A 15,812-nucleotide genomic window follows, 5' to 3' on the forward strand; every position below is an offset into this window, starting at 1 on the left:
GTCACGTGATCCCCGCTGACCTCTCCCGCTCCGTCGTGCGCGCCCTGCGCCGCGCCGTCGAGGACGGGGAGCTGCCCGCCGGTGTGGTCGTACCCGAGCGGGTCGTCGTCGAGCGGACCCGGCCGGGGGGAGTGGGGGACTACGCCTCGCCCGTCGCGTTCGGGGTGGGGAAGGGTGCCGGAGTCGCGCCCCGCACGGTGGCCGAGGTGCTGGCCCCACGGCTGGCCCGGCTTCCCGGGATCGAGCGCGTGGAGGTCACCGGCGCCGGGTTCCTGAACTTCGTGCTCGCCGCCAGTCCCGTTGGTGAACTCGTACGGGGCATTCGCGCGTGCGCGGAGAAGGAGGAGCGGAGGAGGGGGGAGGAGCGGTACGGGTACGGGTTCGTCTCCGGTGCCCCCCGCCCGGCCGACCTGCCCGCCCCCGCCCCCGCCCGCCGTGAGGACCTCGTGCGGCTCGCCGTTCTGCGGATCGGGCTCAGCCAGGGCCGGCCGGCGGACATCGGCCTCGACGCCCCGGTTGCCCCCGTCCCCCCCGCCCCCCCCATCGCCCCCGTACCCAAGCGCGACGGGGACGTGGCCGCCCTGTACGGCCCCGACGCCGCCGCCTGGGCGATGCTCTGTGTTCCCGGGCACGAGACCCCCGTGTTTCCCGCGTGGCTGCTCGTCCAGGACGAGTCCAGCGAGTTCTTCCGGGTGCGGTACGCCCACGCCCGGAGCCGGGCGCTGACCCGTAACGCCGGGCAGCTCGGGTTCCAGGGCGAGCCCGGAGACGTGGACGGCGGCGCCGCCGGCGTACTGGTACGCGCCCTCGTCGACCACCCCCTCGTGCTCGAAGCCGCCGCGCACCACCGTGCGCCCGAGCGGCTCGTCCGCCAGCTCGTCGTGCTGGCCGACGCCCTGCTCGACTTCCAGTACGGCGTCCTGCCCAAGGGGGACGAGAAACCCTCGGCCGCCCACCGCGCCCGGCTGGCCCTTGCCGAAGCCGCCGGGACGGTGCTGGCCGGCGGCCTGGCCCTGCTCGGTATAGACGCGCCCGACCACCTGTGATGCCCGCGATACGTATGTGATCCGATGTGATTCGCCTGCGATCCGGATGATTTGCGAAGAGAGAATGCCGAGATGAGCCGTTCCGCACACCCCGCCGGGCCCCGCCACGCCGACGTCCTGCCCGAGGGCCACTACTCCCCGCCGCCCGCCGACCTCAACGCGCTCGACGAGAAGATCTGGGCGCGGACCGTCAGCCGGAACGGCAATGGCGTCGTGACCGTGGGGGGCATCGAAGTCACCGCGCTCGCCGAGGAGTTCGGGACCCCGGCCTACTTCCTCGACGAGGAGGACTTCCGGGCGCGCTGCCGCGCCTGGGCGCACGCCTTCGGGCCGGACGCCGACGTCTTCTACGCCGGCAAGGCGTTCCTCTCCAAGGCCGTCGTGAAGTGGCTCAAGGAAGAGGGCCTCAACCTGGACGTGTGCTCCGGCGGAGAGCTGGCCACCGCGCTCGCCGCCGGCATGCCCCCCCAGCGCATCGCCTTCCACGGCAACAACAAGTCCACCGCGGAGATCACCCGCGCCATCGAAGCCGGTGTCGGCCGGATCGTGCTCGACTCCTTCCAGGAGATCGCCCGCGTCGCGCACATCGCCCGTGAGCTCGGGGTACGCCAGCCCGTGCAGATCCGCGTCACCGTGGGCGTGGAGGCGCACACCCACGAGTTCATCGCCACCGCGCACGAGGACCAGAAGTTCGGGATCGCCGTCGCCGACGGGTCCGCCGCCGAGGCCGTACGGCGCGCGCTCGGGCACGACAGCCTGGAGCTGCTCGGCGTCCACTCCCACATCGGCTCGCAGATCTTCGACATGGCCGGCTTCGAGGTCTCCGCCAAGCGCGTCGTACGGCTCCTCGCCGCCGTGCGCGACGAGCACGGGGTGGAGCTGCCCGAGATCGACCTCGGCGGCGGACTCGGCATCGCCTACACCTCCGCCGACGACCCGGCCGAGCCGCACGAGATCGCCAAGGCCCTGCACGAGATCGTCGCCCGCGAGTGCGAGGCGGCCGGCCTGCGCGCCCCGCGGATCTCCGTCGAACCCGGACGGGCCATCGTCGGGCCGACCGCCTTCACCCTCTACGAGGTCGGGACGATCAAGCCGCTCGAGGGCCTGCGGACGTACGTCTCCGTCGACGGCGGCATGTCCGACAACATCCGGACGGCCCTCTACGACGCCGAGTACACGGTCACCCTCGTCTCCCGGTCCTCCGACGCCGAGCCCATCCTCGTGCGCGTCGTGGGCAAGCACTGCGAGAGCGGCGACATCGTGGTCAAGGACGCGTTCCTGCCCGCCGACATCGCCCCCGGGGACCTCCTCGCGGTCCCGGCCACCGGCGCGTACTGCCGTTCCATGGCGAGCAACTACAACCACGTGCTCCGCCCGCCCGTCGTCGCTGTGCGCGACGGCCGGGCACGTGTCATCGTCCGCCGTGAGACGGAGGAGGATCTCCTGCGTCTCGACCTCGGCTGATCCGCATTCTTCTGGGGGAAGCCCTCAGGACCCCCAAATAGGTGTCTCACTCAATGGACCGAGGGTGGAAACTGTTGTCCATTGAGTGAGACTGGTTCACACCTGGGGTGCAAACCGCGCACCGGGTACTGATGTGAAGATCGAAAGGCGTAGGTCGAATGATGCGTACGCGTCCGCTGAAGGTGGCGCTGCTGGGCTGTGGAGTGGTCGGCTCAGAGGTGGCCCGCATCATGACGACGCACGCCGACGACCTTACGGCCAGGATCGGCGCGCCCGTCGAGCTCGCGGGCGTGGCCGTACGCCGCCCCTCGAAGGTGCGCGAAGGCATCGACCCGGCCCTGATCACCACCGATGCGACCGCGCTGCTCAAACGCGGCGACATCGACATCGCGATCGAGGTCATCGGCGGCATCGAGCCGGCCCGCACCCTGATCACCACCGCCTTCGAGAACGGCATCTCGGTCGTCTCGGCGAACAAGGCGCTGCTCGCCCAGGACGGTGCCGCGCTGCACGCCGCCGCCGGGGCCGCCGGGCTGGACCTGTACTACGAGGCCGCCGTCGCCGGCGCCATCCCGCTGGTCCGCCCGATGCGCGAGTCCCTCGCGGGCGACAAGATCAACCGGGTGATGGGCATCGTCAACGGCACGACGAACTTCATCCTCGACAAGATGGACTCCACCGGCGCCGGGTACCAGGAGGCCCTCGACGAGGCCACCGCCCTCGGATACGCGGAGGCCGACCCCACCGCCGACGTGGAGGGCTACGACGCCGCCGCCAAGGCCGCGATCCTGGCCGGCATCGCCTTCCACACCCGGGTCCGCCTCGACGACGTCTACCGCGAGGGCATGACCGAGGTCAGCGCCGCCGACTTCGCGTCCGCCAAGCGCATGGGCTGCACCATCAAGCTCCTCGCCATCCTGGAGCGCGCCGCCGACGGCGAGTCCGTCACCGCCCGCGTCCACCCGGCGATGATCCCGCTGACCCACCCGCTCTCCTCCGTCCGCGAGGCGTACAACGCGGTCTTCGTCGAAGCGGAGGCCGCCGGGCGGCTCATGTTCTACGGGCCGGGCGCGGGCGGTTCGCCGACCGCGTCGGCGGTCCTCGGCGACCTCGTCGCCGTCTGCCGCAACAAGCTCGCCCAGGCAACGGGGCCGGGCGAGTCGGCGTACACCCAGCTGCCGGTCAGCCCCATGGGGGACGTCGTCACCCGCTACCACATCAGCCTCGACGTGGCGGACAAGCCGGGCGTCCTCGCCCAGGTGGCGACCACCTTCGCGGAGCACGGGGTGTCCATCGATACCGTACGACAGCAAGGACGTCAGGACGGGTCCGGCAAAGAGGCCTCACTCGTCGTCGTCACCCACCGTGCGCCCGACGCCGCCCTTTCCGGGACCGTCGAGGCGCTGCGGAAGCTGGACACCGTCCGCGGTGTCGCCAGCATCATGCGTGTTGAAGGGGAGTAAGGGCCCATGAGCAGCAATCGCACCCACCAGTGGCGCGGCATCATCGAGGAGTACCGGGACCGCCTGCCGGTGACGGCGAAGACTCCCGTGGTCACGCTCCGCGAGGGCGGCACTCCCCTCGTCCCGGCTCAGGTGCTCTCCGAGCGCACCGGCTGCGAGGTGCACCTCAAGGTCGAGGGGGCGAACCCCACCGGGTCCTTCAAGGACCGCGGCATGACCATGGCGATCACCAAGGCCAAGGAGGACGGCGCCAAGGCCGTCATCTGCGCCTCCACGGGCAATACCTCGGCCTCCGCCGCGGCCTACGCGGTGCGTGCCGGGATGGTATGCGCCGTCCTCGTGCCCCGCGGCAAGATCGCCCTGGGCAAGATGGGCCAGGCCCTGATCCACGGCGCCAAGATCCTTCAGGTCGACGGCAACTTCGACGACTGCCTGGACCTGGCCCGCGCGCTGTCCGACAATTACCCGGTGGCGCTGGTCAATTCGGTCAACCCGGTACGCATCGAGGGCCAGAAGACGGCGGCCTTCGAGATCGTGGACGCGCTCGGCGACGCCCCCGACATCCACGTGCTGCCCGTCGGCAACGCCGGCAACATCACCGCGTACTGGAAGGGCTTCAAGGAGTACAAGGCCGATGGCCTGGCCTCCCGTACGCCCCGCGTGTGGGGTTTCCAGGCCTCCGGGTCCGCGCCGATCGTGCGCGGCGAGGTGGTCAAGGAGCCGCACACCATCGCCACCGCGATCCGCATCGGCAACCCGGCTTCGTGGGACTACGCCCTGCAGGCCCGGGATGAGTCGGGCGGCTTCATCGACGAGGTGACGGACCGTCAGATCCTGTCCGCCTACCGCCTGTTGGCTGCCCAGGAGGGTGTCTTCGTGGAGCCCGCCTCGGCCGCTTCGGTGGCAGGCCTGCTCAAGGCCGCCGAGCTCGGTCTGGTCGACCCCGGCCAGAAGATCGTGTGCACCGTCACCGGCAACGGCCTGAAGGACCCCGACTGGGCCGTCGCCGGCGCTCCGCAGCCGATCACCATCCCGGTCGACGCCGAGGCCGCCGCGATCCGCCTCGGTCTGCTCTGACCGAGAGTTCCGGGACGGGGCCGCGACCCGGGGTCCCAGAAGCACGGCAGTAACCGAGTTGCCGGATTCCGGATTCCGGAAGTCTTTCGAAGGCTGAGGAATCCGGCAACTCGGGCCGTACGGCACCAAAACCCGGCCAGAACCCGGCACAATTCGGCGGGAGCCCGCGACACGCATCGTGCGCCCGCCGTGCGCCCTATGTCGGAGAAGAACCTTCCTTCGATAGGCTGTACTTACATCCGCCGCCGCGCATATGACCGCGGTGCTGCCCACAGGGCCTTCGGGTGTCGTACGTTCTCCAGTACATTCACAGCGAGCCAGCGAAGATTCCGTCTCGCACAGTCACAAGGAGTGTCATCGGAAGATGGCCGGTCCAGCGTTCCGCGCCGCCGCCGTACGGGTGCGCGTTCCCGCCAGCAGTGCCAACCTCGGCCCGGGCTTCGACGCCTTCGGGCTGGCCTTGGGGCTCTATGACGATGTCGTCGTACGCGTGGCCGATTCCGGCCTGAACATCGACATCGCGGGTGAAGGTGCCGACACCCTCCCGCGGGACGAGAGCCACCTCCTCGTACGTTCCATGCGCACCGCCTTCGACCTGCTGGGCGGCCAGCCGCGCGGCCTCGAAGTCGTCTGCGCCAACCGCATCCCGCACGGTCGCGGACTCGGTTCCTCCTCCGCCGCCATCTGCGCGGGCATCGTGGCCGCCCGCGCCGTGACCATAGGCGGAGAGGCCAAGCTCGACGACACGGCCCTGCTGGAACTCGCCACCGAGATCGAGGGCCACCCCGACAACGTCGCCGCCTGTCTGCTCGGCGGTTTCACCCTCGCGTGGATGGACGGCGGCAGCGCCAAGGCGATCCGCATGGAGCCCGCCGATTCCATCGTTCCGGTGGTCTTCGTCCCCTCCAAGCCGGTCCTGACGGAAACAGCGCGCGGCCTGCTGCCGCGCACCGTCCCGCACGTGGACGCGGCCGCCAACGCGGGCCGCGCGGGCCTGCTCGTGGAGGCCCTGACCAGGCGTCCCGAGTTCCTCCTGCCGGCCACCGAGGACCGTCTCCACCAGGACTACCGGTCCCCGGCGATGCCCGAGAGCGTGGCTCTCGTGGCCCGACTGCGGGCGGACGGAATCCCCGCGGTGATCTCCGGCGCGGGCCCCACGGTCCTCGCGCTGGTCGACAACGGTGCGGCCGACAAGGTCGCACGGCTCGCGGGCGAGGGGTGGGCGGCCAACCGGCTGGCCCTCGACGCCGCGGGCGCGAGCGTACTCCCGCTGGGAACCCAGGTCGGCTGATCCGAGCAGTAGCGGATACAGCCGGTCAGGGGCGGGCGGCCAGGGCAGGCCGCCCGCGCGGAAGGGCTCGATAGCCGGTGACGGAGAGGGGGAATGTCTGTTGGATCCGGTAGTGTTAGTCTCAAGTGCGCATCCGAAGCCGCCATGGCTTGGTGCTCAGTGTCCCTATCAGGGACCACCTTTCTTCCGGGAGCCTCCCCGACTGCTTTGATCGCTGCCAGCAGTTTCGAGCACGCTCCGGAATCGGCTTGACATTCCCACGCTTCCAGCTCGGGGGCTTCTCGCCGGAACCACCCACGCACATGCACGTTTCTCCCCGCCGTATCTCTATCGGCGGACCACCGCCCCGGCACAGTCCGCTCATCCAGGACTGCCGTCGGACAGCACAACCGGTCGCCGAGCCAGACAGGCCGACGTCCGCTCCAGGGAAGGACCCTTCGTGAGCGACACCACCGATCTGATGGGCGCTGCCGACACCAACGTCGGCACCAGTGCCCCCGCCGAGGGCGCCGCGCCGACCAAGCGCCGCCGCTCCGGCACCGGCCTTGACGGCATGGTCCTGGCCGAGCTCCAGCAGGTCGCGTCTGGCCTCGGCATCAGGGGCACCGCGCGGATGCGCAAGGGCCAGCTGATCGAGGTCATCAAGGAGGCGCAGGCCGGAAGCAGCGCCCCCAAGGCCGCAGCCGCCGCGCCCGCCGCCGCCTCCGCCGACAGTGGCGAGACCAAGCCGAAGCGCCGCGCCACCAGCAAGGCCCGTACGGGCGAGGCCGCCGCCGAGAAGACCGCCGAGAAGATCGCCGCGCAGGCCCAGATCGACATCCCGGGTCAGCCGGCGGGGGCCCCCTCCCGCGCGAGCGAAGCCGAGCGTGGGGGAGAGGACGCCCCGGTCGGCGAGCGCCGCCGCCGGCGGGCGACCGCCCCGTCCGGCAGCCCCGAGGGCTCGACCCCCGCCGCCGCCGTGCAGGTGGAGCAGAAGACCGAGACCGTCGCTCCGGCCGTGCAGGCCGACGCGAAGGCCGAGGCCGCCACCGCCGCTGCCGGCCAGGCGCAGGGCCAGGAAGGCGAGGGCCGTGGCCGTCGCGAGCGCCGCGAGCGGGGCAACGACCGCGCCGACGGCCGCCGCGAGCGCCGCGACCGCGGTGCCAAGGCAGACGACCAGGGCCAGGGCGCCCAGGGTCAGGGCCAGGCCGGTCAGGGTGGCCAGGGCCAGAACCAGGGTCAGGGCCAGCAGGGCCAGGGTCAGCAGGGTGGCCGTCAGGACCGGACCGACCGTCAGGACCGCCAGCAGGGCGGCCGCGGTCAGGGCCAGGGTCAGAGCCAGAGCCAGGGCCAGCAGGGCGGCCGCCAGGACCGGGACCGTCAGGACAACGGCCCCCAGGACGACTTCGACGAGGACGGCCGTCGCGGCCGCCGCGGCCGCTACCGCGACCGCCGGGGCCGTCGCGGACGCGACGAGTTCGCTCCGGTCGAGACGCCGGTCGCCGACGACGACGTCCTGATCCCCGTGGCGGGCATCCTCGACATCCTCGACAACTACGCGTTCATCCGGACCTCGGGCTACCTGCCCGGCCCGAACGACGTGTACGTCTCCCTCGCCCAGGTCCGCAAGGCGGGTCTGCGCAAGGGCGACCACACCACCGGCGCCGTCCGCCAGCCCAAGGACGGCGAGCGCCGCGAGAAGTTCAACGCGCTCGTGCGCCTCGACTCCGTCAACGGCATGGCGCCCGAATCCGGCCGCGGCCGCCCGGAGTTCCAGAAGCTGACCCCGCTGTACCCGCAGGACCGGCTCCGTCTGGAGACCGACCCGGGCGTGCTGACCACCCGCATCATCGACCTCGTGTCGCCGATCGGTAAGGGCCAGCGCGGTCTGATCGTGGCCCCGCCGAAGACCGGTAAGACCATGATCATGCAGGCGATCGCCAACGCGATCACGGTCAACAACCCCGAGTGCCACCTGATGGTCGTCCTGGTCGACGAGCGTCCGGAAGAGGTCACCGACATGCAGCGGTCGGTGAAGGGCGAGGTCATCTCCTCGACCTTCGACCGCCCGGCCGAGGACCACACCACCGTCGCCGAGCTGGCCATCGAGCGCGCCAAGCGCCTCGTCGAGCTCGGCCACGACGTGGTCGTCCTGCTGGACTCCATCACCCGCCTGGGACGCGCGTACAACCTCGCCGCCCCCGCCTCCGGCCGCATCCTGTCCGGTGGTGTCGACTCGACCGCGCTGTACCCGCCGAAGCGCTTCTTCGGTGCCGCGCGCAACATCGAGGACGGCGGCTCGCTGACCATCCTGGCCACCGCGCTGGTCGACACCGGCTCGCGCATGGACGAGGTGATCTTCGAGGAGTTCAAGGGCACCGGCAACATGGAGCTCAAGCTCGACCGGAAGCTCGCCGACAAGCGCATCTTCCCGGCCGTGGACGTGGACCCCTCGGGCACCCGCAAGGAGGAGATCCTCCTCAACAGCGAGGAGCTCGCCATCGTCTGGAAGCTGCGCCGGGTGCTGCACGCGCTCGACTCGCAGCAGGCCATCGAGCTGCTCCTCGACAAGATGAAGCAGACGAAGTCGAACGCCGAGTTCCTCATGCAGATCGCGAAGACGACCCCGTCGGGCAAGAACGACGACTGACGTCTCCCCGTAGCACCACCTGCGTGACCACGACCGCCCCCGCCGCACACGCGACGGGGGCGGTCGTGTGCGTACCGCGTCCTACGGGGCTGCGGGGTACGCGGCGGCGTACGGGGCATGCGGTACTTCGTGCGCGGGTGCGACCTGCGCCACACTCCGTACCCCGGTCAACCCTGCGGTGTCACCCCGCGTCCCCGGTGTAATCGCAGGTGGGCGACGTAGTGCGCCGGGCCCGCTCCGGGAGCCGCGACGCGCCGCGGCGGTTCAGGTGCGCCCGGGGCCGTGGAACCCTGGATGGCTTGTGCCCGTCCTTGTCAGAAGGGAGCGGGGAGCGGACCCGAACCGAGCAGAGACAGGCGGGCAGAGGAGAGCATGAGCCAGGACAACAGGGGCAACGGCCGCAGGGCCGGCGCGGGCCGACGCCGACGGAAACCGGCCGCGAGCCGCAGGGCCGTCGTCATCGCCGCGTGGACCGCCGCCGGCGTGGTCCTCCTGGGCGGGGCGGGGCTCGGCTACTTCTACTTCAAGTTCAACGGCAACCTCAAGACGGTCGACATCGACGCGGCCCTCGGCAAGGACCGCCCGCAGAACGTGGACAACGGCTCGATGGACATCCTCGTCCTCGGCTCCGACTCCCGCGGCGGAGCCAACGGGGAGTACGGCCAGGACGACGGCGGCTCCGCCCGCTCGGACACGGCGATGATCGTCCACCTGAACGAGGGCCACACCAAGGCCACCGTCGTGTCGATACCCCGCGACACCCTCGTGACCCGGCCCTCCTGCAAGACGTCGAACGGCAAGACCGACGAGGGCGGCACGCGCAAGATGTTCAACGAGTCCTTCACCGTCGGCGGGGCCGCGTGCGCGGTCGCGACCGTGGAGAAGATGTCGGAGATCCGCATGGACCACTACCTCGAGGTCGACTTCACCGGTTTCAAGCAGATCATCGACAAGCTGGGCGGCGTCGAGGTGACGACCACCAAGCCGATCAAGGACGACTACAGCCACCTGGACCTGCCGGTCGGCACCAACCGGCTGAGCGGAGAGCAGGCCCTCGGCCTCGTCCGCACCCGCCACGGCGTCGGCGACGGCGGCGACCTGGGCCGAATACAGCTCCAGCAGGCCTTCATCAAGGCCCTCATCAAGCAGGTCAAGAGCATCGGCGTCTTCGACAACCCGAAGACGCTGCTCGACGTCGCCGACACCGCCACCAAGGCCATCACCACGGACAAGGCGCTCGGCGACGTGAAGTCCCTCATGGGGTTCGCCCAGGGACTACAGGGCATCAGCCCGGAGAACATGCAGATGATCACGCTGCCGGTGGCGGGTGACACCCGTGACCCCAACCGGGTCGTCCCGCTCACCAAGGAGTCCAAGATGGTCTGGGAGGCCCTGCTCGCGGACCGGCAGGTCCCCGCGGAGGCCACCGCGAACTCGGCGGGCGACAAGGGCACGGCCGGCGCGGTCGTCCGGTAGGCACGGCATCCCGGCCGGAGGGGCTTCGGCCGGCCGTGGAATAGATGCCGGCCCCCCTCCGTTGAGGGAGGCGTCCTCAGAATTTTGACAGGCAGCCCGGTCCTGGCAGACTGGTCTGTCGGCCCCGGTTCACGCAGCGCGCAATTCGGCTCCTGCGACCCGGCGCCCTCCCGAATCTAGGAGACACCTTGAAGCGCGATGTTCACCCCACGTACGTCGACACCCAGGTCAGCTGCACCTGTGGCGCGTCGTTCACCACCCGTAGCACCCTGACCGAAGGCACCATCCGTGCCGAGGTCTGCTCCGAGTGCCACCCGTTCTACACGGGCAAGCAGAAGATCCTCGACACCGGTGGCCGTGTGGCCCGCTTCGAGGCGCGCTTCGGCAAGGCTGCTCAGAAGTAGCGAGCCTCTGGCGCCGGATTCCGGCTGCACCCTGTTGCTACGGGGGCAGCCGGACCGGCGCCTTTCTCGTCCCGCAGCCCTTTTTCTTCACGTTCACCATCTTCAGGAGCCCCCGATGTTCGAGGCGGTCGAGGAACTGATCGGCGAGCACGCCGATCTTGAGAAGAAGCTCGCCGACCCTTCGGTCCACTCGGATCAGGCCAACGCGCGCAAGCTCAACAAGCGCTACGCGGAACTGACCCCGATCGTCGCGACCTTCCGTGCCTGGAAGCAGTCCGCCGAGGACATCGAGACGGCGAAGGAGTTCGCGGCCGACGACCCGGACTTCGCAGCCGAGGCCAAGGTACTGACCGCGCAGCGCGAAGAGCTCACCGAGAAGCTCCGCCTGCTGCTCGTCCCGCGCGACCCCAGCGACGACAAGGACGTGCTCCTCGAGGTCAAGGCGGGCGCGGGCGGCGACGAGTCCGCCCTGTTCGCCGGCGACCTGCTGCGCATGTACCTGCGCTACGCCGAGCGCGTGGGCTGGAAGACCGAGATCATCGACGCCACCGAGTCCGAGCTCGGCGGCTACAAGGACGTACAGGTCTCCGTCCGCACCAAGGGCGGCAACGGCGCCACCGAGCCCGGCAAGGGCGTGTGGGCCCGCCTGAAGTACGAAGGCGGCGTGCACCGCGTCCAGCGCGTTCCGGCCACCGAGTCCCAGGGCCGCATCCACACCTCCGCCGCCGGCGTGCTCGTCACCCCGGAAGCCGAGGAGGTGGAGGTCGAGGTCAACATGAACGACCTCCGCATCGACGTGTACCGCTCCTCGGGCCCCGGCGGCCAGTCCGTCAACACCACCGACTCGGCCGTGCGCATCACGCACCTGCCCACCGGTGTGGTCGCCTCCTGCCAGAACGAGAAGAGCCAGCTCCAGAACAAGGAGCAGGCGATGCGCATCCTGCGCTCGCGCCTGCTGGCCGCCGCCCAGGAAGCCGCCGAGCAGGAGGCCTCCGACGTGCGCCGCAGCCAGGTGCGCTCCGTGGACCGCTCCGAGAAGATCCGGACGTACAACTACCCGGAAAACCGGATCTCGGACCACCGGACGGGCTTCAAGGCGTACAACTTGGACCAGGTGCTCGACGGGGACCTCGACTCGGTCATCCAGGCCTGCGTCGACACGGACTCCGCCGCCAAGCTCGCGTCCGCGCGCTGAGTCCCGCACCGCCCGAGCAGTACCCCCGCACCACCCCCCGTACGACAGCAGCCCGGAGGACCAGCGTGAACTTGCTGCTTGCCGAGGTGGCCCAGGCCACCCAGCGGCTGGCCGCCGCCGGCGTGCCCTCACCGCGCTTCGACGCGGAGGAGCTCGCGGCCTTCGTGCACGGCGTCAAGCGGGGGGAACTCCACCACGTCAAGGACGCGGACTTCGACGCCCGCTACTGGGAGGCCATCGCCCGCCGCGAAGCGCGTGAACCCCTCCAGCACATCACCGGCCGCGCCTTCTTCCGCTACCTGGAGCTCCAGGTCGGGCCCGGGGTCTTCGTGCCCCGGCCCGAGACCGAGTCGGTCGTGGACTGGGCCATACAGGCCGTCCGGGCGATGGACGTGGTCGAGCCGCTGATCGTGGACCTGTGCACCGGCTCCGGCGCCATCGCGCTCGCCATGGCGCAGGAGGTGCCGCGCTCGCGCGTGCACGCCGTCGAGCTGTCCGAGGACGCCCTGGTCTACACGCGTAAGAACGCGGAGGGCTCCCGGGTCACCGTCCACCAGGGCGATGCGCTCAGCGCCCTGCCCGAGCTGGACGGACAGGTCGACCTGGTCATCTCCAACCCGCCGTACATCCCGCTCACCGAGTGGGAGTACGTGGCACCCGAGGCCCGCGACCACGACCCCGAGATGGCGCTGTTCTCCGGCGAGGACGGCCTGGACACGATCCGGGGCATCGAGCGCACCGCCCACCGGCTGCTGCGGCCCGGCGGCATCGTCGTCATCGAGCACGCCGACACCCAGGGCGGACAGGTCCCGTGGATCTTCGCCGAGGAGCGGGGCTGGGCCGACGCCGCGGACCACCCCGACCTCAACAACCGCCCCCGCTTCGCCACCGCCCGCAAGGCCCTGCCGTGACCGGCCCCGCCGTGACCGGTTCGGTCGGCGCGCGCGTTCCCGCCACCACCCTGCTGCACGAGGAGGCCCGCTGATGGCCCGGCGATACGACTGCAACGACGCGACGGACCGCAAGACGGGCCTGCGTGAAGCCGCCTCCGCCGTACGCCGCGGAGAGCTCGTCGTGCTGCCCACCGACACCCTGTACGGGATCGGCGCGGACGCCTTCAGCGCGGAGGCCGTCGGCGACCTGCTCGCCGCCAAGGGGCGCGGCCGCAGCATGCCCACCCCCGTGCTCATCGGCTCCCCGAACACCCTGCACGGTCTGGTCACGGACTTCTCCGAGCAGGCGTGGGAGCTCGTCGACGCCTTCTGGCCGGGCGGGCTGACCCTCGTCGCCAAGCACCAGCCCTCGCTGGCGTGGGACCTGGGGGAGACCGGCGGGACCGTGGCCGTACGCATGCCCCTGCACCCCGTCGCGATCGAGCTGCTGACCGAGGTCGGCCCGATGGCGGTCTCCTCGGCGAACCTGACCGGGCACCCGGCGCCGGAGGACTGCGACGCGGCGCGGGAGATGCTGGGCGACTCCGTGTCCGTGTACCTGGACGGCGGTCCGACCCCGAGCACGCTGCCGTCGTCGATCGTCGACGTCACCGGGAAGGTTCCCGTCCTGCTGCGCGAGGGGGCACTGACCGCCGAGCAGCTGCGGGAGGTCGTACCCGACCTCGAGGTGGCCCCGTGAGCCCTGAGGGGCGTGGCATAGCCGGGGACAGCACCTTCCGCATACTCCACGTCAGCACCGGCAACGTGTGCCGCTCGCCCATCACCGAGCGGCTGACGCGGCACGCGCTGTCCCACCGGCTCGGCGGGTTCGTCACCGGCGACCTGATCGTGGAGAGCGCGGGCACCTGGGGCCACGAGGGCGCGCCCATGGAGGCCAACGCGGCCGCCGTGCTGGCCGACTTCGGGGCGGACGCCTCCGGATTCACCGGCCGGGAGCTGCTGGACGAGCACGTCATACGCGCCGACCTGGTCCTCACCGCCACCCGCGACCACCGCGCCCAGGTGATTTCGATGGGGCACTCGGCGGGGCTGCGCACCTTCACCCTGAAGGAGTTCACCCGGCTGGTGCGGGCGATAGACCCGGCGACGCTGCCGCCGCTGGAAGAAGGAATGGTGGAACGGGCCCGTGCGCTGGTCCGGGCCGCCGCCGCGCTGCGCGGATGGCTCCTGGCGCCGTCCCCGGACGCCGATGAGGTCTACGACCCGTACGGGGCGCCGATCACCTTCTTCCGCTCGATCGGCGACGAGATCAACCAGGCGCTGGACCCCGTGGTCACGGCGCTGACGGGCGTCACCGCCTCGCGCTGACCCCGCGACGCCGTTGTCGGGGGCGCTGCCCCCGGATCCCCGCGCCTCGCATTCCCCCGGCTGCCACCGGGAGAGCTCCCCGGGCGGGGCCGGATCGCCGCCGCGAGGCGCGATGAGCGGCCTCGGCCTACAGTGGCTGGTACCCGGTACGCGGTACCCCCCTGGAGTCGCGCCATGAGCGTCATCACCCAGCCGATGGACCTGCTGCGGCAGCAGGATCCGCAGATGGCCGACGTCCTCGACGGGGAGCGGCAGCGCCAGGCGACCGGGCTGCAGCTGATCGCCGCCGAGAACTTCACCTCGGCCGCCGTGCTCGGCACACTCGGATCGCAGCTCGCCAACAAGTACGCCGAGGGGTACCCCGGCGCCCGCCACCACGGCGGCTGCGAGTACGCCGACCTCGCCGAGCGGATCGCCGCCGAACGGGCCTGCGCCCTCTTCGGCGCCGAGCACGCGAACGTGCAGCCGCACTCCGGATCCGCCGCCGTGCTGGCCGCGTACGCCGCGCTGCTGCAGCCCGGGGACACCGTCCTGGCGATGGGGCTGACGTCCGGGGGACACCTCACCCACGGCTCCCCGGCCAATTTCTCCGGGCGGTGGTTCGACTTCGTCGGGTACGGAGTGGACGCCGAGACCGGGCTCATCGACTACCTCCAGGTGCAGGAGCTCGCGCACACGCACCGGCCCAAGGCCATCGTCTGCGGGTCCATCTCCTATCCCAGACATCCCGAGTACTCCGTCTTCCGGGAGATCGCCGACGAGGTCGGGGCCTTCCTGATCGCCGACGCCGCCCATCCCATCGGGCTCGTGGCCGGCGGGGCCGCGCCCAGTCCCGTGCCCTACGCCGACATCGTCTGCGCCACCACGCACAAGGTGCTCCGCGGTCCGCGCGGCGGCATGATCCTGTGCGGCGCCGAGTTCGCCGACCGGATCGACCGGGCGGTGTTCCCCTTCACCCAGGGCGGGGCGCAGATGCACACCATCGCCGCGAAGGCCGTGGCCTTCGGCGAGGCCGCCGGGCCCGCGTTCACCTCGTACGCCCACCGGGTCGTGGCCAACGCGCGCACGCTGGCCGAGGAGCTGGGGCGGCGCGGGTTCGCGATCACGACCGGCGGGACCGACACCCACCTGATCACCGCGGACCCCGAGCCCCTGGGCCTCGACGGCGCGGGCGCCCGGGGCCGGCTGGCCGCCGCCGGCATCGTGCTGGACACCTGCGCCCTTCCCCACGGCGACCGGCGCGGGATCCGCCTCGGCAGCGCGGCCGTGACCACCCAGGGAATGGGGAAGGCGGAGATGCGGCGGATCGCCGAGCTGTTCACGGCCGCGCTGAGCGGCGGGGAGCCCGCGAAGGTCCGTAGGGACGTCAACGAGTTGGTGTTCAATTTTCCGCCGTATGGGGTTTAAACGGGGTAAGAGCGACGTACCGCAACCGGGATACCGCCACCGCGCGTCCCCGACAGCGTGTGCATCGCAGCTAGTGTGTGGGGCTGAGATGGCCGGCGA

Annotated in this window: 13 protein-coding genes; all 13 read left to right on the forward strand. The window is 71.1% G+C overall.

Translation table 11 applies throughout. The annotated features are described in order from the left end of the window. The first annotated feature begins 5 nt into the window (after positions 1–5). The 13 genes from nrtL to glyA all read left to right on the forward strand — a co-directional run bounded on the left by nrtL (position 6) and on the right by glyA (position 15,713). The gene (gene nrtL, locus OTB20_RS15420) at positions 6–1,046 is read left to right on the forward strand and encodes an ArgS-related anticodon-binding protein NrtL (protein ID WP_267817960.1); all 1,041 of its coding nucleotides are present in this window, start codon (positions 6–8) and stop codon (positions 1,044–1,046) included. A 72-nt stretch (positions 1,047–1,118) separates the two neighbouring features. Continuing rightward, entirely contained in the window at positions 1,119–2,510 is a 1,392-nt protein-coding gene (lysA, locus tag OTB20_RS15425; protein ID WP_267817962.1) for a diaminopimelate decarboxylase, read from the forward strand. 158 nt (positions 2,511–2,668) lie between these two features. After that, a complete protein-coding gene (locus OTB20_RS15430; RefSeq protein ID WP_267817964.1) occupies positions 2,669–3,973 on the forward strand; it encodes a homoserine dehydrogenase in 1,305 nt (434 codons plus the stop codon). Positions 3,974–3,979: 6 nt separating this feature from the next. Continuing rightward, on the forward strand, positions 3,980–5,050 hold the full coding sequence (gene thrC, locus OTB20_RS15435; protein WP_267752070.1) for a threonine synthase: 1,071 nt from the start codon (positions 3,980–3,982) through the stop codon (positions 5,048–5,050). A gap of 364 nt (positions 5,051–5,414) precedes the next feature. After that, on the forward strand, positions 5,415–6,341 hold the full coding sequence (gene thrB, locus OTB20_RS15440; protein WP_267817966.1) for a homoserine kinase: 927 nt from the start codon (positions 5,415–5,417) through the stop codon (positions 6,339–6,341). Between the two features lie 439 nt (positions 6,342–6,780). Next, a complete protein-coding gene (gene rho, locus OTB20_RS15445; protein WP_420716403.1) occupies positions 6,781–8,970 on the forward strand; it encodes a transcription termination factor Rho in 2,190 nt (729 codons plus the stop codon). A gap of 372 nt (positions 8,971–9,342) precedes the next feature. Next, a complete protein-coding gene (locus OTB20_RS15450) occupies positions 9,343–10,446 on the forward strand; it encodes an LCP family protein (protein ID WP_267817968.1) in 1,104 nt (367 codons plus the stop codon). 188 nt (positions 10,447–10,634) lie between these two features. Beyond that, positions 10,635–10,850 carry a 50S ribosomal protein L31 gene (rpmE, locus tag OTB20_RS15455; protein ID WP_267752074.1) on the forward strand — a complete coding sequence of 72 codons (216 nt, stop codon included), beginning with the start codon at positions 10,635–10,637 and terminating at the stop codon, positions 10,848–10,850. 115 nt (positions 10,851–10,965) lie between these two features. After that, complete coding sequence (prfA, locus tag OTB20_RS15460) at positions 10,966–12,045, forward strand: peptide chain release factor 1 (protein ID WP_267817970.1); 1,080 nt, start codon at positions 10,966–10,968, stop codon at positions 12,043–12,045. Positions 12,046–12,110: 65 nt separating this feature from the next. Next, positions 12,111–12,956: a peptide chain release factor N(5)-glutamine methyltransferase gene (gene prmC / locus OTB20_RS15465; RefSeq protein ID WP_267817972.1), complete on the forward strand. Its 846-nt coding sequence runs from the start codon at positions 12,111–12,113 to the stop codon at positions 12,954–12,956. Positions 12,957–13,029: 73 nt separating this feature from the next. Beyond that, positions 13,030–13,677: an L-threonylcarbamoyladenylate synthase gene (locus tag OTB20_RS15470; RefSeq protein WP_254384243.1), complete on the forward strand. Its 648-nt coding sequence runs from the start codon at positions 13,030–13,032 to the stop codon at positions 13,675–13,677. Continuing rightward, a complete protein-coding gene (locus OTB20_RS15475) occupies positions 13,674–14,306 on the forward strand; it encodes a protein-tyrosine-phosphatase (RefSeq protein WP_267817974.1) in 633 nt (210 codons plus the stop codon). Before OTB20_RS15470 ends, OTB20_RS15475 begins: the two co-directional genes overlap by 4 nt. Before the next feature lie 174 nt (positions 14,307–14,480). Then, on the forward strand, positions 14,481–15,713 hold the full coding sequence (glyA, locus tag OTB20_RS15480) for a serine hydroxymethyltransferase (protein ID WP_267817976.1): 1,233 nt from the start codon (positions 14,481–14,483) through the stop codon (positions 15,711–15,713). Positions 15,714–15,812 lie beyond the last annotated feature (99 nt).

Origin of the sequence: Streptomyces sp. H27-H1, from assembly GCF_026627445.1 — a bacterium.
Classification (GTDB): domain Bacteria; phylum Actinomycetota; class Actinomycetes; order Streptomycetales; family Streptomycetaceae; genus Streptomyces.